Here is a 25898-nt window from a genome sequence, read left to right as displayed (position 1 = left end):
CACAGGTGATGCTCAAGCTGTATGAACCCGATCATCCCCGGCATAAATCGCAGTATGCAAACCACCCTGCTCATCACGCCATGCGCGGTACATGCCCGGCGTGTTGAAGCTCAGTGCGGTTTCGCCCGTTGGCGACACAGCGATGACGCCGCCGTTGCCACCCATGGCTTTCAACTCACCTGACACCACCGTATCGCACGCTGTATTGAGCGTTTCGCCAGTCAGTAGGACGCGGGACGCGATGTTGTGGGCGACCACGGTGCGAATGAAAAACTCACCGTGCCCCGTGGCGGAAATCGCTGCACTTCGGTCGTCTGCCCATGTGCCAGAACCAATCAACGGTGAATCACCGATACGACCAAAGCGCTTGTTGGTGATCCCGCCAGTAGAAGTCGCCGCAGCCACATGACCGTGACGGTCCAGGGCCACTGCGCCCACGGTGCCAAATTTCTTGTCGACCCCGCCCGGTTCCAGCGAAACACTGTTGGGCTGTTGAAGCTGAGTCTGCCACTGACGGCGACGTAGATCCGTGTCGTACCAGTCGTTGGCGACGCGCTCCAGATTCTGCGTTTCCAGGAAAGCATCAGCGCCAACGCCTGCGAGCAGCACATGCTCGCTGTGCTCCATGACTGCACGGGCAGCCAGAATAGGGTTACGAACAAAGTGAATCCCCGCCACGGCACCTGCTTCCCGGTTAGCGCCGTGCATGATTGCCGCGTCCAGTTCGTGATCACCGGTGTGAGTGAACACCGCGCCTTTGCCCGCGTTGAACCATGGGCACTCTTCCAGCTCGATAACCGCCGCCTGCACCGCATCGAGGCTGCTGCCGTCCTGTTCAAGCAACGTCAGTCCCGCTTTCAGTGCGCGCAACAAAGCCTCGTGAATGGCTGTTTCATCTTCCGGCGTCAGCAAGCCTGGAGTCAGTACGCCCGCCCCACCGTGCAGAGCAATTGCAATAGGGTTGGACATCACGCGTGGACTCCATGGTCGAGGATCTGATTGAGGAAACGGCGGGTGCGCTCGGATTCCGGCGCTGAGAAGAAACGATCCGGTGTCGCCTGCTCGACGATTTCACCTTGATCCATGAACACCACGCGGTCCGCGACCTTGCGGGCGAAGCCCATTTCGTGGGTGACGCAAATCATCGTCATGCCCTCCTGAGCCAGGCCGGTCATGACTTCCAGTACTTCGGCAATCATCTCCGGGTCCAGCGCCGAGGTGGGTTCATCGAACAGCATGACTTTGGGCTGCATGCACAACGCACGGGCGATCGCGATGCGCTGCTGCTGTCCACCGGACAACTGCGACGGAAACTTGTTGGCGTGATCGCGCATGCGCACTTTGTCGAGCAGGGCCAGAGCGCGCTCGATGGCTTCCTTCTCGGGCACGCCGAGGTTGGAAGTTTGCGGCAGTGTGCAGTTCTTCAGCACGGTCAGGTGCGGGAACAGGTTGAAATGCTGGAAGCACATGCCGACTTGTCGACGAATACGCTCCAGGCGTTTCACATTGCCGTCCAGTACTTCACCCAACACTTCAACGGTGCCCTGCTGGTGCTGTTCCAGTTGGTTTATGCAACGAATCAAAGTGGATTTGCCCGAACCCGACGGGCCGCAAATCACCACTTTCTCGCCGGGTTTGACCGACAACGAGATGTCCCGCAGAACGTGTGATTGGCCATACCACTTGTTCAATTGCTCGATACGCACAATAGGGGCTGCGTCAGCCTCGCGATGATCAGTCATGAGCGGTTCTGTTCCAGTTTCTTTTCAAGGTGCCGGGCATAGCGCGACAGTGCGAAGCAGACGACGAAGAAGTAGATCGCCAGGAAAATGTAGATCTCATGGCCGTAGCCCACCCATTCCGGCGCGGCGGCGGTGCTCATGGCGATGCCGACGATGTCCAGCACACCGACGATCATCACCAGCGTGGTTTCCTTGAACAGGCCGATGAATTGCGTCAGCAGCGGCGCAATTGACTGTTTCAAAACCTGCGGCAGGACGATCTGCCCCATGGTTTTCCAGTAACCGAAGCCCAGCGCCTGAGCCGCTTCGTACTGGCCCTTCGGCAGGTTCTGCAAACCACCACGCAAGGTCTCGGCCATATAAGCGGCGGTAAACAGGATCAGCACCAGTTGTACGCGTAGCAGGATGTCGAACACCGAACCCGGCGGCAGGAACAACTGGATCATCAACGAGGCCATGAACAGCAGCGAGATGACCGGCACCGAACGCACCAGCTCGATGTACATGACGCTGAGGATGCGAATCACCGGCTTCTTCGAACGTCGCCCGAGGGCCAATAGAATGCCGATGGGCAAGGCGAAGATCATGCCCACCGTGCCGAGGAACACCGTGACCATCATCCCGGCGAACTTGGTCGACGAAATCTCCGGCAATCCCGCACCGCCTTTAAGCAGCCACCACATGACCACCGGCAGTAACGCCAAGTAGCCAATCAGCAGGCGACGATCCAGACGCTTGAAGAACAGCAGCACAAAGGCGAATACCGCCAACAGCAGCGCCAGGTTGACCCGCCAGCGCTCAGCTTCCGGATAGAAGCCGTACACGAACAGGTTCCAGCGTTGGGTGATCGGCAGCCAGCACGCGCCATGTGGGTTGCAGTCCGTACGTGCAGTGCCGACGAATGTGGCATCGAACACGAGCCAGTTCAGCGCTGCCGGAATACACCACAACAGCAGCGCCAGCACGGCGACGGTGAGCAGACCATGGCCGACACTAGGGAACAGGTGCTGACGCGTCCACTCACGAACGCGCACCGGCAAGGGTTTGCTCGGCGGCAAACGCACCGGGGAGGCTTGATTGATCATGTTCATCCTCAATGACCTCGCTGGCCGATGCGATGGTTGTAGATGTTCATCGCGATGGAAATCAGCAGGCTGATGACGCAATACGTACCCATCACCAGCGCGATGCACTCGATGGCCTGGCCGGTCTGGTTCAAGGTGGTGCCGCCGGTGGAGGACACCAGTTCCATGAAGCCGATGACCACGCCAAGGGAGGAGTTCTTGACGATGTTCAGGTAGGTGTTGGTGACCTGCGGGATCATCGGATACACCGCTTGCGGGACGATCAGTTGACGCATGGTCGGGCCGTATTCAAAACCCAGCGCCTTTGCAGCTTCGTACTGGCCGCGCTGCACCGACTGAATCGCGCCTCGCACGGTTTCAGCGATATAACTGGCGCTGTAGAACGACAATGCCAGCCATAACGCGAGCATTTCCGGGACCAGCGCTACGCCACCTTTGAAACCAAAACCTTTGGCAACCGGAACTTCCCAGCTCCAGTGCGCGTCGCTCAGGGCATACACCAGCAGCGGTAGCAGCACCGCACCCGCCAACAGCAATGGCCAGCGTCGTGGCGTAAAACTGCGCCATTTGGCCTTGGCATCACGAAAGCGACAGGCGATCAAACCGAGCAAAACGCCCAGCGCCATCAGTGCCAGGCCCCAGCCCACCAGTGAACCTTGTGCAGGCCATGGCAATATCAACCCGCTGTTGCTCAGATAAGCCACATCGAAAATCGAAACCGCCTGCTTTACACCGGGCAACGCCAGCGCCAGTCCGTACCACCAGACCAGATGCACCACCAACGGCACATTGCGCAGAAACTCAATGCTCGCACCGGCCAGGCGATTGATCAGCCAGTTCTCGGAAACCTTGCACAGACCCAACGCCACGCCCACGACGGTAGCGGTCACGATACTCATCACCGAGACCAGCAGCGTATTGAGCAACCCCACCAGATACGCACGGCCGTAGCTGTCGTTGGGGGTGAAGTCGATCAGTTTGAAGCTGATGTCGTAACCGGCACGCTGTGACAGAAAGTCAAAGCCGGAAGCAATGTTCAGCGCTTTCAAATTGAGACTGGCGTTGTGCGCCAGCACGTAAAAAACAGCTGCAACAATGGCCAGAACCAGGCCTTGCTGCAGCACGCTCAGCACTCGAGCGTTCTGCAAGCGTTGGGTCCACATGACAGTGATTCCGTTGGAGAGTGACGCGATCAGCGGATTGGTGGCGCGTACAGCAGGCCCTGATCTTTCCACGAGCGGTTAAGGCCGCGAGGGAAATTCAGAATGGTTTTCTCGCCGAGGTTACGGTCGTAGATTTCTGCGTAATTGCCGACCTGTTTGATAGCGCGATACGCCCAGTCGTTATCCATACCGAACGCCTTGCCGACTGTGCCTTCAGTGCCCAGCAAGCGCGCGACATCAGCCGAGCCGCCTTTCTTGGCGCGCATTTCATCGACATTGGCCGAGGTGATCCCGAACTCTTCGGCAGTCATCAGCGCATAGGCCGTCCAGGTCACGATGTTGCGCCACACGGTATCGCCCTGGGCAACGTAAGCACCCAGCGGCTCCTTGGAAATCACTTCAGGCAGCAATGCGTAGTCCTGGGGGTTGTTCATGACGGCACGACGCGAGGCCAAACCCGACAAATCATTGGAAATCGCGTTACAGCGGCCACTCTGGAAAGCTGCGAACAACTCAGGGCTTTTTTCGATGATCACGGTCTTGTAAGTCAGGCCGCGCTGGCTGAAATAGTCGTCCAGGTTCTGTTCTGAAGTGGTGCCCGGTGACAGGCAAAAGGTTGCGCCGTCGAGGTCCGTCAGCTTCTCGATGCCATCTTTGGCGTGGGTCATGAAGCCCTGGCCGTCGTAAAACCAGACGGTTGTGAAATCTACACCGAGGCTGGCGACACGGTCAGCCGTCCACGAGGTCGCGCGGGACAGGACGTCGATTTCGCCCGATGCCAATGCAGTGAAACGGTTCTTGCCGGTAGTAGCGATGTACTCGACCTTGCTGGCGTCACCCAGCACAGCGGCTGCCACGCCACGGCACAGGTCAACGTCCATGCCGGTCCATTGGCCCTTGTCGTCAATCAAGGAGAAACCCGGCTTGTCACTGGCAACACCGCAACGCACAGCGCCGTGTGCCTTGACCTTTTCCAGTACACCCGCTTGCGCACCTGCAGCACCCACGAGGCTGATCAGCAACATTGACGACTTGATGAAAGTCTTAAGGCCATTCCGTTTTTGCATAGCATTGCCCCTTATACGACAGATTTTTCTAGTTATGGATGAACCACGTTGGATCGGCAGGTGGCGATTACCTGCACAATAGCCATACAAAACCCGCATGCGTTAGTGACTGTTGATCCACTATGCTGGTCGCGCTATCGAATTTTGGAATAACTATGGATATCGATTGGTACGAAGACTTTCTGGCCCTGGCCGATACCGGCAAGTTTACCGCCGCTGCCAGCATGCGCGGCTCATCGCAATCGGCGCTGAGCCGCCGCATCCAGTTGCTCGAAACGCGCCTGGGCGCGACGCTGATAGATCGCAGCAAGAACCCCATCCGGCTGACGGCTGCCGGTGAAGCGCTGCTGCCCAACGCTTCGGAACTGGTACGTCTGGCGCGAGACTGCGAGCAAAGCGTAAAGATCATTGATCGCCCCCTGACCTTTGCCTCGTTGCATACCTTGGGCTGTAATTTCTTTCCCGACTGGATCAGCCAGTTCTCGTCCGCTGAAGCGCCCATGTTCACCCGCATCGATACGGGCTACCGCAGCACCGATGATTACTACATGGCGTTGATGTCGGGACGCTGCGACTTCATTTTGTTCTATCGCGATGCCCAGACTGAACCCTACTCCCGGCAGAGCGAGTTCGAAGAGTTATCACTGGGCCAGGACGAACTTTATTGGGTGGCTACGCCTGAAGTGGCCGCACGCTGCGCCAACTCCGACGCCCCCATCCCGTGGCTGACCTATGCCCGTAGCGCCCAATTGCATGACCTTTCACACAAACAGGTCAAACGCCACCCGCAACCGCACCGCCTGCGTCGGGTGTTCGAAGCCACGGTATCGGAAGCCCTGAAGCCAATGGCCGCCGCCGGGCATGGCGTAGCCTGCATGCCCCACACCATGGTGGCACCGCTGATTGAGCGCAAAGAGTTGGTGCGACTGTATCCGGAGATGGAGTCCGATCACCTGGAAGTGATTCTGGTGCGCTGGCGGGGTAACAGGAATGCCGAGGCGGATGCGTTTTGGAGACGGATTTCTTGAAGCCTTTGTAGGAGGTTCTATGTTTGCCTGCAAGCTGACGTGGGACCGGCTTTAGCCGGGAAGGCGGCATTTCCGACGATAGAAATGTTGTGACTGTACCGGCCTCTTCCCGGCTAAAGCCGGTCCCACGTCATAGCGCCAATCGCGGAATCACATCAAACCTGCGGGGTGATCGCTTTCTAGTCAAACCGTGCACTCAACCTTCGCATCGCGAAGCATCGAATCCAGGTTGCGCTCGATGTTTTCGCACAGCTTGGTCATCTGGATTTCGTGTTCGCTGGCTTTGAAAGGGCTTTGCAGGTCGGTGCCGATCTTTTCGATGGCAAGCAGCATAAAGCCAACGACGGTCGATGCCAGTGGCGTATACCAGCCCAATGTGTCCACCAGGCCAATCGGCAGGATCACGCAGAACAGGCTGATGAACAAACGCGGGAACGCCACGTAGGGATAAGGCAGCGGCGTGTTGGCGATACGCTCCATCCCGCCCTGGCAGTTGGAGAGTTCCACCATTGTCGATTCGAGACGCGCCAGACGGATGCTGTCCAGGCGGCCGGCTTTGTACTCTTTGGCCAACAGTGCAGCCGACGTATTAAGTATGTCGTTGGGGAAGTTGTTGGTTTCGTGCCTGCGTGCGTATTCCTCGCGGGTTATCAATGACTGTACTTCGTCGCCACAGGATTCACCCTTCAGATGCGCAGACAGGCATTTCACGAAGGCCACATGGCGACGCAGCAACACTGCTTTCACGGGATTCAGCTCGCCGTCATCCTCAACCAGCGTCAGCACCTGACGGGCGAAGCTGCGGGAGTTATTCACCATCGCGCCCCACAAGGTGCGCGCCTCCCACCAACGGTTATAGGCACTGGAGTTGCGAAAACTGGTGAGCACCACCAGCGCAGACGCGAGCAAGGTCAACGGCAACGAGGGCAGGCTGATCTTGCGGTCCAGAAACAGCATGAAGTCGGCGGTGACCACAATGTCCCAGATCAGGAGCCAGAACAGTGACCAGCCTACATAACCTATGGTTTTCATTAAGAAACGGTATTTAGAAATGATGGCTTGTTTCAAAAGGATTACCTCATGGGCTACTGCGTAAGACACGCCGCTACCTTGCTTCGAATGCCCTTTAGGTAGATGGTTCGCCAAGGACAGCACAAAAGCTGAACCGTTTAATGTTCAGTTAAGGTTGAGCCGTAATGGCCATCGGACAGCCCCAAAATACAATGAACAAACCGCCCTCGGCTGCGCTCCACACTTATCTGGATGTTCAGCAGCACGTCACTGAGGGTAAATTCAATGGGCTCGTCTTTTTCCAGCGAACAACGCACCGCACGCGACCAACTCTGTATCAATACCATTCGCACCCTGGCCATGGACGCCGTGCAGAAGGCCAACTCTGGCCACCCCGGAACACCCATGGCTCTGGCCCCGGTGGGCTATACCGTCTGGAATCAGTTCCTGCGCTATCACCCTGAACATCCGGACTGGCCAAATCGCGACCGCTTCGTACTGTCGGTTGGTCATGCCTCCATGTTGCTGTATTCGCTGCTGCACCTGGCAGGCGTGGTGGAAATCGATGAGCACGGCAAGCCATCGGGCAAACCGGCGGTGAGCCTTGAGGACATCAAGCAGTTTCGTCAGATGGACTCCAAAACTCCCGGTCACCCGGAATACCGCATGACCACGGGCGTGGAAACCACCACCGGCCCACTCGGCCAGGGCTGCGCCAACAGCGTCGGGATGGCGATGGCCGAGCGTTGGCTGGGAGAGCGCTTCAACGCGCCAGAACGCACGCTGTTCGATTACAACGTGTATGTGCTGTGTGGCGACGGCGACATGATGGAGGGCGTGACCGCTGAAGCGGCGTCCATGGCCGGGCATTTGAAGCTCGCCAATCTGTGCTGGATCTACGACAACAACACCATCAGCATCGAAGGCCACACTGAACTGGCCTTCAGCGAAGACGTACAAACCCGCTTTGAAGGCTACGGCTGGAATACCTTGCATGTTGCAGACGCCAACGACACCGAAGCGTTGGCCCGCGCCATCGAAGTGTTCAAACGCACCGATGACGCGCCGACCCTGATCGTGGTCGACAGCGTGATCGGCTTTGGTTCGCCCAACAAACACAACACCGCAGCGGCCCACGGCGAGCCCTTGGGTGACGATGAAATCAAGCTGACCAAGAAAGCCTATGGCTGGGATGAAAACGCCAGCTTCCTGGTGCCCGACGAAGCACGCACCTCGCTGCGAGACGCACTGATTGAACGCAACGTCAGCGATTATGAAAGCTGGCAAAGCGCGCTCAATCAGCTGGAAGAAGAACAAGCGGATCTGGCCGACGAGCTGCAACGCATGCGCGCCGGAGAAATGCCCGAGCAGTGGCAGGACAATCTGCAAGTCTTCGAGACCGACGCCAAAGGCATCGCATCGCGCGCGTCCGGAGGCAAGGTTCTCAATGCCTTCGCGGCGAAAATCCCTTGGTTGCTGGGCGGATCGGCTGACTTGTCACCGTCGACCAAGACCAATCTGACGTTCGACGGAGCCGGGAGTTTTTCCGCCGACAATTACAGCGGCCGCAACTTGCACTTCGGTATTCGCGAACACGCCATGGGCTCGATTGCCAACGGCATGGCGCTGTCTTACGTGCGGCCGTACACCTCGACATTCCTGGTGTTCAGCGATTACATGAAGCCGCCGATTCGTCTGGCTTCGATCATGGAGTTGCCGGTGATCTTTGTCTTCACCCACGACTCCATCGGCGTGGGCGAAGACGGCCCGACTCACCAGCCTATCGAGCAATTAACCCAACTGCGCGCTACACCCGGTCTGCTGACGCTGCGCCCCGGTGATGCGAATGAAACCGCGCAGGCCTGGAAAATCGCCCTGGCGCAAACCAGTCGCCCTTCATGCATCGTGCTCTCGCGGCAACCACTGCCCACGCTGGACCGCACGCAATACAGCTCAGCGGAAGGTCTGGCGAAAGGCGCTTATGTGCTGGCCGACGCCAAAGATGGCGAACCTGAGGTGATTCTGATTGCCACCGGCAGCGAGGTCGGCATGACCGTGCAGGCCTTCGAACAACTGAAAGCTCAGGGCGTTGCTGTACGCGTGGTATCGATGCCGAGTTGGGAGTTGTTTGAAGATCAGGATCAGGCTTATCGCGACAGTGTATTCCCGCCCTCTGTCACCGCTCGGGTTGCGGTGGAGCAGGCAGGCCCGCTGGGCTGGGATCGCTACGTGGGCAACACGGGCGCCAAGGTCACGATGAACACCTTCGGCGCTTCAGCCCCCATCGACAAACTGCAAGCCAAGTTTGGGTTTACGGTGGAGAACATTGTGAAGCTGGCGAAGGAGCAGATGGCTAAGTAAGACCTGTTGGAACTGGAATTTATGGGCGATTCAGGTCGTGGGACCGGCTTTAGCCGGGAAGAGGCCAGTACAGCCAATAGATATGCTGTGTCAGGAATGCAGCCTTCCCGGCTAAAGCCGGTCCCACGTCCAGCAGGACGTTATCAGCAACCGCTCAACGCAACCTGCGGCTTCTCGCCCGGGAAGAAGAACGGGCGGAATTTGACGCCCGCCACGTTGCCAATGTACGCCGCAACCAGCCACAACCAACCGTGCAGGCTGCCGGAAGCAATACCACTGAAGTACGCCCCGATGTTACAGCCGTAGGCCAGACGCGAACCGTAGCCCAGCAGCAGGCCGCCGATCACTGCCGCAACGATGGAGCGCGCCGGGATTTTCAGGTTCGGCGCGAATTTCCCTGCCAGACCTGCCGCCAGCAACGCACCGATCATGATGCCGATGTCCATCACGCTGGTAATGTCTTCCCATACGGGTGCGGCCAGGGCTTTGGCATTGGCAGGCATCTGCCAGAACGCCCAGCTGCCGACATCAACGCCCAGAGAACCCGCGACCTTTGCGCCCCACAAGGCGAATGCCGAGGTAATGCCCCACGGACGACCGGCCAGGGCCAGGGTTGCGTAGTTGAGCAATGCCAAACCAATCGCGCCCCACACCAACGGCCATGGTCCGTGCAGGAAACGACGCAAGCCGACATGTTCGCTGCTCACCGCGGCTTCCAGTTGGCCGTGACGACGTTTTTCCAGACGCACAGTCACGAATGCAATGACCGCGAACACCGCCAGACTAAGGACCAGTGCCGGGACCACACCAAAGCTTTTTACGATGGAGGTCGCAGGGAAAGACGGCAGTGCGAACCACCAGTCAACGTGGTGAGTCGCAATCAGCGAGCCCAGGATGAAGAACAGCAGCGTCACCAGCATCCGCGCATTACCGCCGCCCGCCGTGAACAGCGTACCGGACGCACAACCACCACCCAACTGCATGCCGATGCCGAAGATAAAGGCACCGAACACCACGGACACACCTGCTGGCGCTACCAGACCACTCACCGGCTGACCGAATAAAGTCCCTGCGCCCAAGGCCGGGAAGAACAGCACCACGGCGATGGCGAGCATGACCATCTGCGCCCGCAAGCCCGCGCCGCGCCGCTCGCGAATGAACACACGCCATGCGGACGTGAAGCCGAAGGCTGCGTGGTAAAGCGTCAGGCCCAGCGCAGCGCCGACGATGAGCAGGAGCACCTGACGTACACCCACACTGCCAAGCAGAAACATCGCGATGAACAGCAACAGGAAAATAGCAATGAGCGGCGCACCGGGCTTGCGAGCCGGCGCCGCAGCAAGAGAAGTACTCATGGGAGGTCTCGGTTTGAAAAGGATAATGTCGGCAAGTATATCGCGCACAAGCTTTCGTGATCCTGCCGAACTATCGGCAAACAGCTCATCCCGTGGGACCGGATCCATCCGGGAAGGCGGTATTCCTGACGACGAAAACGCTGTGATGTACCAGCCTCTTCGCGAATAAATTCGCACAGGCGCCGCGCTTCCCGTAGGACCGGCTTTAGCCGGGAGGGCGTTGGGATATCCGCTGAACTTCCGTCGCCTGAAATACCGTCCTCACGGCTAAAGCCGGTCCTACAAGATCAAGATCAGGCTTGCTGGCGGACATAGAATCTCCCACAGGGTATGCGCTGACCTCGTTCAATCTCGCCAAACCTGCTTCAGCCTCTTCAGCGCATCAATAATGTCGGCCTCCGGGACTGCCGCAAATCCCAAAACCAGCCCTGCCCTGTTATCCACAGGCTCACTGGATTCCGGCAACCAATAACCGCTCAACGGGCTGATCTCGACATCGACACTTTTAGCCTTCTCGATCAGTTCAGTTTCCCGCTCAAGGCTGTCCACTCTCACCGCCACATGCAACCCGGCGACGACTTTGGGCATTGCTGCGCAGCCGGGGATGTCCTCAGGCCAGTGACGGAGCAAAGTATTGCGACGACTCAAGGCCGCACGGCGCATGCGGCGGATGTGGCGCTGGAAGTGACCCGCGGCAATGAATTCAGCCATCACCGCTTGTGTACTTACTTCGGAGTGGCGCATATCCACAGCTCGTCGGCGGCTAAACGGCTCGACCAAACCCGCAGGCAAGACCAGATAGCCCAGACGCAACCCCGGATAGGCAATCTTGCCAAATGTGCCGACATACAAAACCCGTCCACTCCGATCCAGCGCGGCCAGAGGTGCCAATGGCGCGCCGCTGTAGCGATACTCGCCGTCGTAGTCATCCTCGACAATCCAGCCTCGTGTCTTCTCGGCCCACGCGAGCAATTCCAGGCGGCGCGCCAGGCTCATTACTACCCCCACCGGATATTGGTGAGACGGCGTGACATAAGCCAGTTTGCAGACTTGCCGCTGTAACTGATCGCAGCACATACCGTCTTCATCAACATCAATGCCGTGCAGCTTCGCTCCGGCAATGGCAAACGCATGACCGGCGGCGCGATAGCCGGGATTCTCTATCGCAACACCATCACCTTCCTCCAACAGCAGCTGTGCACAAAGGCTAATCGCTTGCTGTGCGCCACTGGTGATTACTATTTGCTCACCTCGGCACTGTAAGCCCCGCGAGGTACGCAGATAAGCAGCGATCAACTCGCGCAAACGTGTATCGCCAGCTGCCGGACCATAACCCAGCATCGCCAGATCCGGCTTACGCCAAAAAGCCGCGTAAAGCTTGCCCCAAACTGCAAAAGGGAACAGATCGAACGCCGGAACGCCGACCCTGAAAGCCCGAGGCGCGCTGGGCAAATAAGCGTTCAGATGATGCGTCTCAAGCCTTTTGATTGCCGGGCTGTGGATAACTCCGTCAGGCAGATTAAGCAGCGAACTGTTTGAGTTTGTGGATAAAGCTGTGGGTAAGCCTGTAGATAACCCTGTGGACACTTTTGTGGATAATTTTTTACCAGGCACTCCCTGATTAGGTAATTGCGCCACATAGGTCCCGTCGCCAACACGCCCCTCCGTGAAACCCTCGGCGTAGAGCTGGTCGTAGGCGCGCATAACACTGTTGCGGGAAATGCTCAGGGATTCAGCCAGATCCCGACTGGCCGGCAATCGAGTTCCTCCGCTCAAACGCCCTTCGAGGATACGTGCGCGTAGCGCGTGATAGAGCTGACGGCTCAACCCCTGACGGCGATCAAGCTCAATACCGGCAAGGCTGAACGGGAACGATGGCGGCTGTTCGGACATGTATTGGCCCTATCAAACTGACTATTAATGGCTCTTACATCAGTCCAATAGCCTGCCTAGGATTGGGGCTTCGGCCAAGAGATATTTCCATGTACATACCGAGCTATTTCAAAGACGACGATCTGGGCAGATTGCACGCGCTCATTGAGCACACCCGACTGGCGATCCTGGTCACTCATGACGAACACGGCATGCAGGCCAGCCATGTGCCGCTGCTGTTGCGGGCGGATCAAGGCGCAAATGGCACGCTATACGGACACTTGGCCAGGCCTAATCCACAGTGGAGGGCGCTGGAAAATGGCGCGCAGGCACTGGTGATTTTCCCCGGTGCTGACGCTTACATCAGCCCATCGTTTTATCCGGCCAAGGCTGAGCACGGCAAAGTAGTGCCCACCTGGAATTACGTGGCCGTTCACGCCTATGGCGTCGCGCAGGTTTTCAATGATCCGCAGCGACTGCTGGAAGTAGTCAGCGGCCTGACCGACAAACATGAAAGCGGGCGTGCCAGCCCCTGGGCCGTGGCCGATGCGCCCGCCGATTACATCGACAAGATGCTCAACGCCATTGTCGGCTTCGCGTTACCCATTGAGCGCCTGGAGGGTAAACGCAAGCTCGGCCAGAATCGCTCTGCCGCAGACTTCGCAGGTGTGCGTGAAGGGCTGACCGCGAGCGTAGATATCAAAGATCAGGAACTGGCTCGTCAGATGAGCTGAAAAGCAGAAGACGCCGTATTTTTAACGTAACCCAGAGCCTTTAGGAGCAGCCCCGGTGTCCCTGACATCACGCTGTCGCAGTAAACAGAGAACCCGTAGGACCGGCTTTAGCCGGGAGGACATTATCTCAGGTGAAGATTCCTGTGCGAATGTACCGGCCCCCTCCCGGCTAAAGCCGGTCCTACGAAAAACCCCGTTTCTTCAGTGGGTTATTTTTTGATAAGGAACAGCCATGTCGGACATTCAGATCCGCCCCGTGACCGAGCAGGATCACGCCGCCTGGTTACCGCTATGGCACGCCTACCTGACGTTCTACAAAACCGAGCTGTCCGACGCCGTGACTGCCAGTACCTGGGCGCGCTTTCTCGACCCGACAGAGCCGACCAACGCGGCACTGGCCTGGCAAGATGGCAAAGCGGTGGGCATGGTCCATTTCATCTACCATCGTTCCAACTGGAGCATCGCCAATGCCTGTTATCTTCAGGACTTGCTGGTGACTCCCGATCAACGTGGGACCGGCATTGGCCGACTGCTGATCGAGCACGTCTATACAATCGCCAAGGCCAATGACTGCGACAAGGTTCACTGGCTGACACATGAAACCAACGCCACCGCGATCCAGCTTTATGAACGTATCGCCGAACGTCCAGGCTACATTCAATTTCGCAAAATGATCTAGGAAACGTGTCTATGTCGACCCCTGTACCTGATTGGCAGCCCGCCAGACTTCCAGATGCCCGAACGCTGGAAGGACGCTTCATCCGTCTGGAAAAACTCAGCGTCGCGCGCCACGGCGAGGGCTTGTGGACTGCACTGCAAGGCCCCGGTTCTGATCCGAAGTTATGGGATTATTTGCCGTACGGACCGTTTCTGGAACGCAGCGATTTTGATGCGTGGCTGGGCCGTCATGAAGCCGATACCGATCCGTGGTTCTACGCCATAGTTGATCAGGCCACAGGGGTCACCAACGGCTGCATAAGCTTTCTGTCCATCGTCTCCGCACACGCCCGGATCGAGATCGGCCACGTGACCTTCGGCGCATCAATGCAACGGACACCGAAAGGTACTGAGGCGATTTATCTGTTGGCTAAAGAGTCATTCGCGCTGGGCAACCGCCGTCTGGAATGGAAATGCAACGCCAACAATGCCCGCTCCAAACGCGCCGCAGAACGGTTTGGCTTCAGCTACGAAGGCACCTTCCGCCAGCACATGGTGGTCAAAGGCCTGAACCGTGACACAGCCTGGTATTCGATTATCGACAAGGAATGGCCTCATCTACAGCAAGCCTTCGAGAGCTGGCTGGCTGTGGATAACTTCAAGGATGGCCAGCAGGTGAAGGGGTTGGAGGCTTTTCGCGGACTTTGAGCGATTAGTTCATGTACCGCCGAAGGGGGCGAAACCGGAGTGTCAGGCACTTGATTTCGCGACCTTCGGCAGCTCCTGAAGGGATTCGAAGGACGTGATGAACTGAGCAGACAGCGGCGCATGCGTTGCTCTGCTACCCCAACAATCCGTTACACATCAGTCCGTTAGAGAACCGACAACAAGCCTTTGTCGGTCTAAGGTTCAGTTCAGGCCAACAAGGCCTGCCCTGACTAACTCGCAATAAGACAACAAGGATGTTGTGAAATGAATGTATTACGCGCAACAGCAAAGCAAGAAAACCCGTGGCGGGTCCCTTCCCCGGTTTTGCACAACGGCAAATACGGTAGCGTTATCGTCGATCGCAGGGAGCTCAAGAAATCTCTCCCAGTGAGCAGCACCCTTAGACATACGTTTTCGGACAGCGCTGTGGGTGCTCAGTCGCTGATCATTGTCGGTACGTCATTGCAGATCTTCGAGTACCTTCTTTCTCATCAAAAGCATGGGATCGAAAGCAACATCAAAGACCTGCCGGACATCTACATGGGTATCGCAAGGTTCAAGCCCAAGGAGCGATTCACAGCTGTGTTTCCTATCGGCGATGCACTGGTCAATGTGGTGAGCTATTTTGCCAGCACCATTCCGGTACCGGACTGGGTAACACTCGTTGCAAGCCCGACCAGTCTGGATGCCATGAAAAAGTCATTCGATGGCTTGAGCGCGGGACAGATGGCTCAAGGAGACATACTTTACGTAAAGTTTGGCTACTTGCCTGAAGACGGTATGCAGAAGATCGCGACGAAGAGCATCAGCTTCAGGCAGGTGGCTGAGGTCATCCAACAACGCTATAAAAAATCGTAACGGGGATTGGCCTGACCCTCTCAACGCGTGAGGTCATCTTTGTATAGGGGCCCGTGCTGGGGCAGGGGCTTCCTTATGCGTGGTGAGACGCCATTAACTAATCTGCTTATGACGCCTCACCACGCCCATCTGCAAACCAAACGGCCGGAACACCGCATTCAACGACTTGAGCGTCGGGTTACCCTCACCCTGCTCGATCTGAATCAGCGTGCGCACCGAGATTTTGCACATTCGGGCGTACTGACTTTGATGCAGCTTCGCCCCCTCCACACGCAGGCGCTTGACCGCTTCACCCATCTCAAGACTACCTTCAGCGATACCCTGTTGAACGCTTTCGATCAGCAGAGCGCGAGCGTCGATGGATAAAGTCATTGCAGCCCCCAGGTCGTCAGTCGCTGGTCCAGTTTGCCCAAAGCGATGGCGGGATGGTTGAACGTCGCGTCCGGTAAACCACTGTCACGCAATATATCCGGTAGCGCTCTTAGCTGCTGGGCATCCTGACGCAAGCGTTCGAAAGCCTGCTGCGGATCAAGAATATCTGCCAGTGCATCGCACGCTGCGCGCCAGTTTACGTTCCCCGCCCGCTCAATGGACTTCGCCCATTTTGTTGTACGTGTGATGCCTTCGGCATCCATAACCATGGGTGCAAGATCATAAATGGGCGCAAGCCGATAACCGTCTTGACTGCGAATAATTGCCGTATTGCGACCGTGATTATCCGAATTGCCAAGAATCTGGTTGATCAAGTCACGGCGCAGGTATTCGGCCACCAGATCAGGTATTTCCACCTTCTGCCCGGCTTGCGACCAAAGGCCGCTCAAGAGCGTGAGGACTTCCAGATGATCCATGCGGCTACCTGGCAATGTCACTCCGGCGAGTGAATAGATCGACTCCACTGCCAACCGCTCTACCCCTTGCTCCGTGATACGACGATCGAAGCGTTTCATCCACAGGCTCGGTTTGTTCGCCTCCTCCAGCGCCATACCCTCTGTCGCGACTGTGTCGATACCAAGCTGTTGCAACGCCCTGTAGTACAAATACTCACTGCGCAGAATATCCTGATCGTTTTTCAAGGCCTGGTTTCGGGCGAGCTTAATGAACCAGTGCTCCCGGGCAAGCTCATCAGCCAGTACCGCATCGGGGTACAGCAGGCCGTCAGCGTCCTCAGTCATCAACAACTTCGGCGCTTCGCCGCCCGCGCCGGTAGCCCCACCAATGGCAGCGCCCTGTTCATAGGCATACTCAAGAAAATGCTGGTCACGGGTGATGACATCCGCACGCGTAAAGCCCATGGCTTCGCCCTCCTCCAGGACCGCTACTGACTCCTTGATCCGCAAGTTGCCAATAGGAGCGGGCGTGCTGCGCCCAAGCAGGTACAAGTCATCGCTCAAGCCTTCCGGCTTTTGTCGACCGAGCTGGGCGATGAGGAAGCGCTTGGCCGCTCCGGAAGGAGCAATGTCATGCAGGAAGGCCGGGGCCTCGGGCAATGAGAAGGTTTCAAAATCCACCGGCAGGCGGGCGCTCACGCCTTGGGAGAATGAATCCGGATAAGCGTCCAGAACATACCCCGCCTTGTAAGCGAAACGGCATGGGCCAAGAAACCCTTTTGTGGGGTCGTCGAACGAAAGGGTCATTGCATCCTTCCAGATGCCACAGCCATAAATCTGGAGCGTGAGGTTATACATGGGCGCCTGCAATTTATTGCACTTTTCAGACAGTAAAAGTGTACTTATCTGCACTATAGTGCATTTCTTGATTCATGTATGAGGTAATACATGCAATTTAATGCAGTTCCTAGGGTTTGACGAAAAAAAGGGAGCCATAAAGGCCCCCCCGAGGAAATCTAACCGTTATTTCTGTAGGCGCTGCCGAAGGCTGCGAAGCATTCATCCCCAATCGCAGCCTTCGGCAGCTCCTGTAGAGACCTGTTTGCCACAGCGCGGCAGAGCCGGCAGTTAATATTTCAACCCTCAATCTCAACCAGTATCTCGCCCGGATTGACCCGATCCCCCTTGGCCACATGAATGGCGACCACTTTGCCGGCAATTGAAGCCTGGACTTCGGTTTCCATCTTCATCGCTTCGGTGATTAGGACAGCCTGACCGGCCTTGACCATGTCGCCTTCCTTGACCAAAACATCAACGATGTTGCCGGGCATGGCAGTGCTGACGTGGCCTGGACCCGTGGCCTGAGCGCGTTTGCTCGCACCGCCGCTGACGAACTCATTGAGTGGCTCGAACACCACTTCTTCGGGCATGCCATCGATGGACAGATAGAAATGTCGCTTGCCGCCTGCTTTGACGCCCACGCCAGTGATATCCACGCGATAACTTTCGCCGTGCACGTCGATGACGAACTCGGTCGGTACGCCCTCTCCACTCGCACTGCTCACGCCACCCGCCTCTGGAATGGGCAACAACTCTTCAGGTTTAAGAGCACCTGCAGCACGATCTTCGAGGAACTTGCGGCCAATGTCAGGGAACATGGCGTAGGTCAGCACGTCTTCTTCTGATTTAGCCAAGGCACCGATTTCGCCGCGTAGCTTGGTCATTTCCGGCTTGAGCAAATCGGCAGGTCGAACGTCGATCAACTCTTCATTACCAATGGCCTGCCGACGCAGCTTTTCATCCACTTGACCCGGCGCCTTGCCGTAGCCGCCTTGCAGATACAGCTTCACTTCATTGGTGATGGTCTTGTAACGCTCACCGGCCAATACGTTGAAGAACGCTTGAGTACCGACGATTTGCGAGGTCGGCGTGACCAGCGGTGGATAACCCAGGTCTTTGCGCACACGTGGAATCTCGGCCAGCACTTCGCCCATACGGTTCAGCGCGCCTTGCTCTTTGAGCTGGTTGGCGAGATTGGAAATCATACCGCCCGGCACCTGGTTGACCTGCACACGCGTATCGACAGCCGTGAATTCGCTTTCGAACTGGTGATATTTCTTACGAACTGCGTAGAAATACAAACCAATTTCCTGCAGCAGTTCCAGGTTCAATCCGGTATCGAATTCGCTGCCTTTAAGGGCGGCAACCATGGACTCAGTGCCCGGATGACTGGTGCCCCAGGCGAAGCTGGAGATGGCAGTGTCGATATGGTCTGCGCCGTTCTCGATGGCCTTGAGTTGGCACATGGCAGCGAGACCCGCCGTGTCGTGGGAATGGATAAACACCGGCAGCGACTGCTCGGCTTTGAGTGCCTTGACCAGTTCACCTGTCGCATAAGGTGTCAGCAAACCGGCCATGTCCTTGATGGCTACCGAATCACAACCCATGGACTCCATCTGTTTGGCCTGAGCGACAAAGGCCTCGATGGTGTGCACCGGACTGGTGGTGTAGGCGATGGTGCCCTGAGCGTGTTTGCCCGCGGCTTTCACCGCCTCGATGGCGACGCGCAGGTTACGCACATCGTTCATGGCATCGAAGATACGGAACACATCAATGCCATTGACCGCGGCCTTGGCGACGAAAGCTTTGACCACGTCGTCGCTGTAATGGCGATAGCCCAACAGGTTCTGGCCGCGAAGCAGCATTTGCAGGCGCGTGTTGGGCAATGCGGCGCGCAGTTGGCGCAGACGCTCCCACGGATCTTCTTTCAGAAAGCGCACACAGGCATCAAACGTCGCACCGCCCCAGCACTCCAGCGACCAGTAGCCGACTTTATCCAGCTTGTCGCAGATCGGCAGCATGTCTTCAGTGCGCATGCGGGTGGCGAGCAGCGATTGGTGGGCGTCACGCAGGATGGTGTCGGTTACGAAGATTTTCTTAGACATTTGGATCTCCTCATAGCGACAAGCTGCAAGCTACAAGCGGCAAGTAAAAGCAGATCTGCTTTCGCTTGAAGCTTGCGGCTTGGAGCTTGCCGCTGCTTATTCATAAGCCTGCGTGGGCGGCAATAGCGGCAGCGATGGCCAGGGCCAGCTCTTCGGGTTTGCGCTTGATCGAGTAATTGGTCAGTTCTGGGTGGCTCTCAACGAAACTGGTATTGAACTGACCGCTACGAAATTCCGGGTTACGCAGGATTTCCTGGTAATACGCGGCAGTGGTTTTCACCCCTTGCAGACGCATGTCATCCAGTGCGCGCAGGCCGCGGTCCATCGCCTCTTCCCACGTCAGTGCCCAGACAATCAACTTCAGGCACATGGAGTCGTAATACGGCGGGATGGTGTAGCCGGTATAAATCGCCGTATCCGTGCGGACACCAGGACCGCCAGGCGCGTAATAACGGGTGATCTTGCCGAAGCTCGGCAGGAAGTTGTTCTTCGGGTCTTCGGCATTGATCCGGAATTGCAGGGCAAAGCCACGGTGAATGATGTCCTCCTGCTTGACCGAAAGCGGCAGTCCGGACGCGATGCGAATCTGTTCACGGACGATATCGATGCCGGTGATTTCCTCGGTGATGGTGTGTTCCACCTGCACCCGGGTGTTCATCTCCATGAAGTACACCTCGCCCTCGGCAAGCAGGAACTCCACAGTCCCGGCATTTTCGTAGCCCACCGCCTTGGCGGCACGTACCGACAAATCGCCGATGTAGGCCCGCTGCTCGGGCGTCAGTTGCGGGCTGGGGGCGATCTCGATCAGCTTCTGATTGCGGCGCTGAATCGAGCAATCGCGTTCGAACAGATGCACGACATTGCCAAAGCTGTCGCCAAGAATCTGCGCTTCGATGTGCTTGGGATTAACGATGCATTTTTCGAGAAAGACTTCCGCCGAGCCAAATGCCTTGGTCGCCTCGGAAATCACTCGCGGGAAAGCTTGCTCCAGTTCTTCGCGGCTGTTGCAGCGGCGAATACCCCGCCCGCCGCCACCCGAGGTGGCCTTGAGCATGACGGGATACCCGATGCGGTCTCCTTCAAGCAGCGCCTCGGTAATATCGGCCACATTGCCTTCGGTACCGGGCGTAACGGGTACGCCGGCCTTGATCATGCTGCGGCGTGCCTCTGTCTTGTCACCCATGCGACGGATGACTTCAGCAGACGGCCCAATGAACTTGATTCCACGTTCAGCGCAGATGTCAGCCAGTTCGGCATTTTCTGACAGAAAGCCATAACCGGGATGCAGCGCATCGCAACCTGTCTCCACTGCGAGGTTAACCAGCTTGCGCGGGTTCAGATAACCCGCAAGAGGTTCGGCGCCGATGCTGTGGGCTTCGTCCGCCCGCTTTACGTGTAACGCATGACGGTCGGCGTCGGAAAAGATTGCCACCGAACGAATGCCCATCTCGGCGCAAGCGCGCACGATCCGGACAGCGATCTCTCCACGGTTGGCGATCAGGATTTTTGTTATCACGAGTATTTCCTCGACCGTTGAACCGGTGTTTGCAGCTGAACGGGTTTTTGTAACAGCGCATGTGGTTGATTGCCGCAGGGACACCCTATGCCCGATCAGGGATTAACAAAAATGAGTAAAAATTGGGTTGTGTATAAGTAAAGACTTATAGTTGATGCTTCAGCGAGCAGGCAGGGCGGTTATAAATGCGTAAGTCATTGATGCGTATGACATTGCGTCAGTTACGGATTTTCAACGAAGTGTGTGATTTACGTTCATACAGCAGAGCAGCAGAGGAAATGTCGCTCACGCAGCCGGCTGTCAGTCTGCAGATTCGCCAGCTTGAAGAGCTCGTAGGCCAGCCGCTGTTTGAGTACGTCGGCAAAAAGCTTTACCTGACCGAAGCCGCGCAAGCGCTGCAACTGGCCAGTCGCGATATTTTCGGACGCCTGGAAAGCCTGGATATGCAGCTCACTGACATGCAGGGCTCGCTACAAGGGCAGTTGAAACTGGCCGTCGAATCGAGCTGCAAATACTTCATCCCCCACTTGTTTGCCGCCTTCAAGCGTAAATACCCGGAAGTCATTCTCAACCTGACAGTGGTCAATCGCGCTCAAGTGATCAGAAGGCTGTCGGATAACCGCGATGATCTGGTCGTAATGTCCATGGTGCCCCAGGACATGGGCCTGGAATTCCTGCCGTTTCTCAATAATCCGATTGTGGCCGTCGCTCCGCCGGATCATCCGTTATGCGACGGACGTGCGTTGGCGCTCAAGGATCTGGAGCCCTATACATTGCTGATTCGGGAAAATGGTTCGGGGACTCGCAAGGCCTGCGAAGAGTATTTCAAAGACAAGCGTGTGCATTTCACCACGACCGTTGAGATGTCGGCTCACGAGGCGCAGCGTGAAAGCGTACTGGCCGGGCTGGGCATCGCGATGCTGACTCGTCACGCCGTCAGTCTGGAACTTGCCACCGGCATGCTCAAGGAATTACCGGTGGCAGAGTTGCCGCTGTATCGCAGTTGGTGCGTAGTGCAGGCTCGGGATCGCCGCCTGTCGCCCGTGGCGCACGCCTTCCTGGCGTTCATCCGCACCGAACGTGCGCAGATCAGCCAGCTGATGGAGCGTTTCGACGGGCGTCTTCCAAAGGTTTAGCCGCCTGCCAGAAGCGCTGTGAAACGCTCTCCTCAAAGTCGCACAGCTCCTGATTGAGCCGACGCGCTTCGGAATAGCTTTCTATTGCCCGACGGAATCCCATACGTCGCTGATCTTCCTGCTGACGGCGGGTTTTGACGGTGCTGCTCTGTTGCGAGTCATCGTAGTGCCGAGGCATATCCTGTCTCCCAGTGCGTTGCGGGAGTACAGAATGCCGCCAAGCCATGACGATTTGGCGGCGCGCGCATGACAGGTTAGTGAAAATCACGAACCTTCATTTACGATTAAAAAACCAGAATATAAATATGTATCGCTCCCCGAGCGTCGCTCTCGGCAATAGTGAGCCTGCAGGACGCAAATGCTTATACATCAGGGAGCGACACCATGAGCACATTGAAATCACTCATGGATAAGCACAGATCAGTTTCATCGCAATGAACTGCTGCCGGCTACTTTCGGGTAACTGGCAGCAGTTTTTGCACCGGCGTCGAAACGATCAATCCTCGTGGGATTTGATCGACTTGGGCGACAGACGAAGACTGCGCAAGCTGCGCTTCACGCTCTTGAGATGGTTGACCAGACTAGGCCCGCGAGCCATGGCTACACCCATTGCCAGCACATCGATGACAACCAGATGCGCGATACGCGAAGTCAACGGGGTATAGATTTCGGTGTCTTCATGGACATCAATTGCCAGATTGACTGACGACAGTTCAGCCAGTGGCGTCTGACTTGGGCACAAAGTGATCAACGTCGCACCTGTCTCGCGAACCAGATTCGCCGTAATCAGCAGATCCTTGGAGCGCCCGGACTGGGAAATGCAGACAGCGACGTCGGAGGGGACCAACGTAACGGCCGACATGGCCTGCATGTGCGGATCCGAATAAGCCGCCGCGCTGAGCAACAGCCGGAAGAACTTGTGCTGAGCGTCAGCCGCTACCGCACCCGACGCACCAAAACCATAAAACTCGACCCGCTTGGCTGCGGCCATGGCCGTCACCGCCAGCTGCAACGCATGGGGATCAAGGTTTTCGCGAACTTCCATCAAGGTGTGCAGCGTAGTATCGAAAATCTTCAGGCTGTAGTCAGCGACCGAGTCATCTTCGTGAATCGCGAACTGGCCAAAGCTGGCACCGGCAGCAAGGCTCTGCGCCAGCTTGAGCTTCAGGTCCTGAAAGCCCGTACAACCAATGGCACGGCAGAAGCGCACAATGGTCGGTTCACTGATACCAACGCTATGCGCCAGATCGGCCATGGAACTGTGCATCACAGCCGCAGGGTCAAGCAGCACGTGGTCGGCGACTTTCAGCTCCGACTTGCGTAACAGATGGCGTGACTGGGCGATGTGTTGCAGCAGATTCAAAGGGGCAGACTCGGCAAAGGTGCATGGGACGGGATGTAGCTTTTTTGTAGTTATACTACATGACCTGCGGGACGCCCAGTTAAACGCTCCTCTGATCATAAATCGCAGTTCGCCCGCCGCCTCGTCGCATTCCCTTGATGCAAACACTCGATGTCCGGATAACCGCTCGCCGCCCGTCGCCAGACATGGCTTTTGTCGATTCGCGCAAAGCATGGTTTGCCCGGTTTCGCTCGGCACCCTAGAATGCGTCGATGCGCGATGATCTCTCCCTTCTGCTTAATTCCCTCAACGATGCCCAACGTCAGGCCGTAGCTGCCTCCGTGGGTCGTCAGTTGGTCCTGGCCGGCGCTGGTTCCGGCAAAACCCGTGTGCTGGTGCATCGCATCGCCTGGTTGATCCAGGTCGAGCAAGCCTCGCCACATTCGGTCCTGTCGGTGACGTTCACCAACAAGGCGGCCGCAGAAATGCGCCACCGGATCGAACAACTGATGGGCATCAACCCGGCAGGCATGTGGGTGGGCACGTTCCACGGCCTTGCGCACCGTTTGTTGCGGGCGCACTGGCAGGAAGCCAATCTGGCGCAGACCTTCCAGATTCTGGACAGCGACGACCAGCAACGTCTGGTCAAGCGTGTCATGCGCGAGCTGGGGCTGGATGAACAACGCTGGCCCGTCAAACAAGCCACGTGGTTTATCAACGGTCAAAAAGACGAAGGTCTGCGCCCGAAGCATATTCAGGCCAGCGGCGATCTGTTCCTGACCACCATGAAGTCGGTCTATGAAGCCTATGAGGTCGCCTGCCAGCGTGCCGGGGTGATCGACTTTTCCGAGCTGCTGCTGCGGGCGCTTGACCTGTGGCGCGACAATCCCGGGCTGCTCGCTCATTACCAGCGCCGCTTCCGCCATGTGCTGGTGGACGAATTCCAGGACACCAACGCCGTGCAGTACGCATGGCTGCGCTTGCTGGCGCAGGGTGGCGACAGCCTGATGGTAGTGGGCGATGACGACCAGTCGATTTACGGCTGGCGCGGCGCGAAGATCGAGAACATCCACCAGTATTCGTCGGACTTCCCGGACACCGAAGTCATTCGTCTTGAGCAGAACTATCGCTCGACCGCCAGCATCCTCAAGGCTGCTAACGGGCTGATCATCAATAACAGCGGCCGTATGGGCAAAGAGCTGTGGACGGATGTCGGCGATGGCGAACTGATCAATCTGTACGCAGCCTTCAACGAACACGACGAAGCCCGCTACGTGGTTGAGACCATTGAAAGCGCACTCAAGACCGGTCTTGCCCGCAGCGAAATCGCCATTCTGTATCGCTCCAACGCCCAATCCCGGGTGCTCGAAGAAGCATTGCTGCGCGAACGAATTCCGTACCGCATTTATGGCGGCCAGCGCTTTTTTGAACGCGCTGAAATCAAGAACGCCATGGCTTACCTGCGCTTGCTCGAAGGTCGTGGCAACGATGCGGCACTGGAGCGGATCATCAACGTTCCGGCCCGCGGCATCGGTGAAAAAACCGTCGAAGCGATTCGTCAGCATGCTCGCCATGCCGATGTCTCGATGTGGGAAGCCACTCGCCAACTGATCGCCAATAAAGGCCTGACCGGCCGTGCAGCAAGCGCGCTGGGCGGTTTCGTCGAGCTGATCGAAAGCCTTGCAGCCAAGGTCATGGAGATGCCGCTGCATTTGATGACGCAGACCGTCATCGAGCAGTCCGGGCTGATCAACTACCACAAGGAAGAGAAAGGCGAAAAAGGCCAGGCACGGGTAGAAAACCTTGAGGAACTGGTCAGCGCCGCACGCAACTTCGAAAACAACGAAGACGACGCCGAACTGACCCCATTGGCCGCCTTCCTTGGGCACGCTTCGCTGGAAGCCGGGGATACCCAGGCTGAAGAGCATGAAGACAGCATTCAGCTGATGACCTTGCACAGTGCCAAGGGCCTGGAATTCCCTTACGTGTTCCTGGTGGGCATGGAAGAAGGCCTGTTCCCCCACAAGATGAGCCTGGAAGAACCGGGGCGCCTGGAAGAGGAACGACGTCTGGCGTACGTCGGCATCACCCGCGCCATGCAACAGCTGGTGATGACCTACGCCGAAACCCGTCGTCTGTACGGCAGCGAGACCTACAACAAGGTGTCTCGTTTCGTACGTGAAATCCCGCCACTGCTGATTCAGGAAGTGCGCTTGTCCAATAGCGTCACCCGACCTTTCGGTGGTACGCAGAAGGTCAGCAACAGCAGCCTGTTCAACGGCGCCGGCATTCCGGAGACCGCCTTCAGCCTTGGGCAACGTGTGCAGCATGCGGTGTTTGGCGAAGGCGTGATCCTGAACTTTGAAGGCGCTGGCGCTCAGGCACGGGTGCAGGTCAACTTTGCCGAAGGCAGCAAGTGGCTGATGATGGGCTACGCGAAGCTGGAAGCGATTTGATTCGACACGTTGAACGCGCCTTTTTGTGGGAGATT

At 57.3% G+C, this 25898-nt stretch carries 22 protein-coding genes; 8 read left to right on the top strand and 14 right to left on the bottom strand.

Features of this window, described 5'->3' with window-relative positions; all coding sequences use genetic code 11:
• Positions 1–12: 12 nt before the first annotated feature.
• The 5 genes from H8S59_RS16930 to H8S59_RS16910 are packed head-to-tail and all read right to left on the bottom strand — an operon-like array spanning position 13 to position 5015.
• Complete coding sequence (locus H8S59_RS16930) at positions 13–969, bottom strand: isoaspartyl peptidase/L-asparaginase family protein (protein ID WP_187522186.1); 957 nt, start codon at positions 967–969, stop codon at positions 13–15.
• Positions 969–1742 (bottom strand): amino acid ABC transporter ATP-binding protein, encoded by a 774-nt coding sequence (locus H8S59_RS16925; protein ID WP_095093048.1) that lies wholly within the window; start codon positions 1740–1742, stop codon positions 969–971. The genes H8S59_RS16930 and H8S59_RS16925 overlap by 1 nt, the downstream gene beginning before the upstream one ends.
• Positions 1739–2827 (bottom strand): amino acid ABC transporter permease, encoded by a 1089-nt coding sequence (locus H8S59_RS16920; RefSeq protein ID WP_246475389.1) that lies wholly within the window; start codon positions 2825–2827, stop codon positions 1739–1741. The genes H8S59_RS16925 and H8S59_RS16920 overlap by 4 nt, the downstream gene beginning before the upstream one ends.
• 8 nt (positions 2828–2835) lie before the next feature.
• Complete coding sequence (locus tag H8S59_RS16915) at positions 2836–3990, bottom strand: amino acid ABC transporter permease (protein WP_187522184.1); 1155 nt, start codon at positions 3988–3990, stop codon at positions 2836–2838.
• 29 nt (positions 3991–4019) lie between these two features.
• Positions 4020–5015 carry an amino acid ABC transporter substrate-binding protein gene (locus tag H8S59_RS16910; protein ID WP_425504585.1) on the bottom strand — a complete coding sequence of 332 codons (996 nt, stop codon included), beginning with the start codon at positions 5013–5015 and terminating at the stop codon, positions 4020–4022.
• 197 nt (positions 5016–5212) lie between these two features.
• Here H8S59_RS16910 and H8S59_RS16905 point away from each other — a divergent pair, with 197 nt between their 5' ends.
• Positions 5213–6085: a LysR family transcriptional regulator gene (locus H8S59_RS16905; RefSeq protein WP_095093052.1), complete on the top strand. Its 873-nt coding sequence runs from the start codon at positions 5213–5215 to the stop codon at positions 6083–6085.
• A gap of 183 nt (positions 6086–6268) precedes the next feature.
• Here the strand turns inward: H8S59_RS16905 and H8S59_RS16900 are convergent, their stop codons facing one another.
• Positions 6269–7153: a bestrophin family protein gene (locus tag H8S59_RS16900; protein ID WP_095093053.1), complete on the bottom strand. Its 885-nt coding sequence runs from the start codon at positions 7151–7153 to the stop codon at positions 6269–6271.
• Between the two features lie 228 nt (positions 7154–7381).
• Here H8S59_RS16900 and tkt point away from each other — a divergent pair, with 228 nt between their 5' ends.
• On the top strand, positions 7382–9457 hold the full coding sequence (tkt, locus tag H8S59_RS16895; RefSeq protein ID WP_187522182.1) for a transketolase: 2076 nt from the start codon (positions 7382–7384) through the stop codon (positions 9455–9457).
• A gap of 143 nt (positions 9458–9600) precedes the next feature.
• On the opposite strand, the gene H8S59_RS16890 is transcribed toward tkt, so the two are convergent.
• Both H8S59_RS16890 and pdxR read right to left on the bottom strand, forming a co-directional pair.
• The gene (locus tag H8S59_RS16890) at positions 9601–10812 is read right to left on the bottom strand and encodes a YeeE/YedE family protein (RefSeq protein ID WP_187522181.1); all 1212 of its coding nucleotides are present in this window, start codon (positions 10810–10812) and stop codon (positions 9601–9603) included.
• A 345-nt stretch (positions 10813–11157) separates the two neighbouring features.
• Complete coding sequence (gene pdxR, locus H8S59_RS16885; RefSeq protein ID WP_187522180.1) at positions 11158–12705, bottom strand: MocR-like pyridoxine biosynthesis transcription factor PdxR; 1548 nt, start codon at positions 12703–12705, stop codon at positions 11158–11160.
• An 89-nt stretch (positions 12706–12794) separates the two neighbouring features.
• On the opposite strand from pdxR, the gene H8S59_RS16880 reads away from it, so the two are divergent.
• The 4 genes from H8S59_RS16880 to H8S59_RS16865 all read left to right on the top strand — a co-directional run bounded on the left by H8S59_RS16880 (position 12795) and on the right by H8S59_RS16865 (position 15641).
• The gene (locus H8S59_RS16880) at positions 12795–13418 is read left to right on the top strand and encodes an FMN-binding negative transcriptional regulator (RefSeq protein ID WP_187522179.1); all 624 of its coding nucleotides are present in this window, start codon (positions 12795–12797) and stop codon (positions 13416–13418) included.
• A 232-nt stretch (positions 13419–13650) separates the two neighbouring features.
• Entirely contained in the window at positions 13651–14097 is a 447-nt protein-coding gene (locus tag H8S59_RS16875; protein ID WP_187522178.1) for a GNAT family N-acetyltransferase, read from the top strand.
• An 11-nt stretch (positions 14098–14108) separates the two neighbouring features.
• The gene (locus H8S59_RS16870; protein ID WP_187522177.1) at positions 14109–14783 is read left to right on the top strand and encodes a GNAT family N-acetyltransferase; all 675 of its coding nucleotides are present in this window, start codon (positions 14109–14111) and stop codon (positions 14781–14783) included.
• Between the two features lie 264 nt (positions 14784–15047).
• Positions 15048–15641, top strand: coding sequence for a hypothetical protein (locus tag H8S59_RS16865; RefSeq protein WP_187522176.1), 594 nt, complete (start codon positions 15048–15050; stop codon positions 15639–15641).
• Positions 15642–15734: 93 nt separating this feature from the next.
• On the opposite strand, the gene H8S59_RS16860 is transcribed toward H8S59_RS16865, so the two are convergent.
• The 4 genes from H8S59_RS16860 to H8S59_RS16845 form a co-directional block, all read right to left on the bottom strand.
• Positions 15735–16013 (bottom strand): helix-turn-helix transcriptional regulator, encoded by a 279-nt coding sequence (locus H8S59_RS16860; protein WP_187522175.1) that lies wholly within the window; start codon positions 16011–16013, stop codon positions 15735–15737.
• A complete protein-coding gene (locus H8S59_RS16855) occupies positions 16010–17326 on the bottom strand; it encodes a type II toxin-antitoxin system HipA family toxin (RefSeq protein WP_187522174.1) in 1317 nt (438 codons plus the stop codon). The genes H8S59_RS16860 and H8S59_RS16855 overlap by 4 nt, the downstream gene beginning before the upstream one ends.
• Positions 17327–17604: 278 nt before the next feature.
• A complete protein-coding gene (gene oadA, locus H8S59_RS16850) occupies positions 17605–19413 on the bottom strand; it encodes a sodium-extruding oxaloacetate decarboxylase subunit alpha (protein WP_187522173.1) in 1809 nt (602 codons plus the stop codon).
• A 100-nt stretch (positions 19414–19513) separates the two neighbouring features.
• Complete coding sequence (locus H8S59_RS16845; protein WP_095093062.1) at positions 19514–20929, bottom strand: acetyl-CoA carboxylase biotin carboxylase subunit; 1416 nt, start codon at positions 20927–20929, stop codon at positions 19514–19516.
• A gap of 185 nt (positions 20930–21114) precedes the next feature.
• On the opposite strand from H8S59_RS16845, the gene H8S59_RS16840 reads away from it, so the two are divergent.
• Positions 21115–22065, top strand: a complete 951-nt coding sequence (locus tag H8S59_RS16840) for a LysR family transcriptional regulator (protein ID WP_187522172.1) — start codon at positions 21115–21117, stop codon at positions 22063–22065.
• Here the strand turns inward: H8S59_RS16840 and H8S59_RS16835 are convergent.
• Positions 22019–22243, bottom strand: a complete 225-nt coding sequence (locus tag H8S59_RS16835) for a PA3496 family putative envelope integrity protein (protein WP_187522171.1) — start codon at positions 22241–22243, stop codon at positions 22019–22021. The two genes, H8S59_RS16840 and H8S59_RS16835, sit on opposite strands and share 47 nt — an antisense overlap.
• A gap of 318 nt (positions 22244–22561) precedes the next feature.
• Positions 22562–23428 (bottom strand): transcriptional regulator HexR, encoded by an 867-nt coding sequence (gene hexR, locus H8S59_RS16830; RefSeq protein ID WP_027902358.1) that lies wholly within the window; start codon positions 23426–23428, stop codon positions 22562–22564.
• 251 nt (positions 23429–23679) lie between these two features.
• On the opposite strand from hexR, the gene uvrD reads away from it, so the two are divergent.
• The gene (uvrD, locus tag H8S59_RS16825) at positions 23680–25863 is read left to right on the top strand and encodes a DNA helicase II (RefSeq protein WP_187522170.1); all 2184 of its coding nucleotides are present in this window, start codon (positions 23680–23682) and stop codon (positions 25861–25863) included.
• The last annotated feature ends 35 nt before the right edge of the window (positions 25864–25898 follow it).

It is taken from the genome of Pseudomonas folii (assembly GCF_014357575.1).
Taxonomy (GTDB): domain Bacteria; phylum Pseudomonadota; class Gammaproteobacteria; order Pseudomonadales; family Pseudomonadaceae; genus Aquipseudomonas; species Aquipseudomonas folii.
Note: the sequence above shows the minus strand (reverse complement) of the source record. Positions and strands in the feature narration are given on the sequence as shown.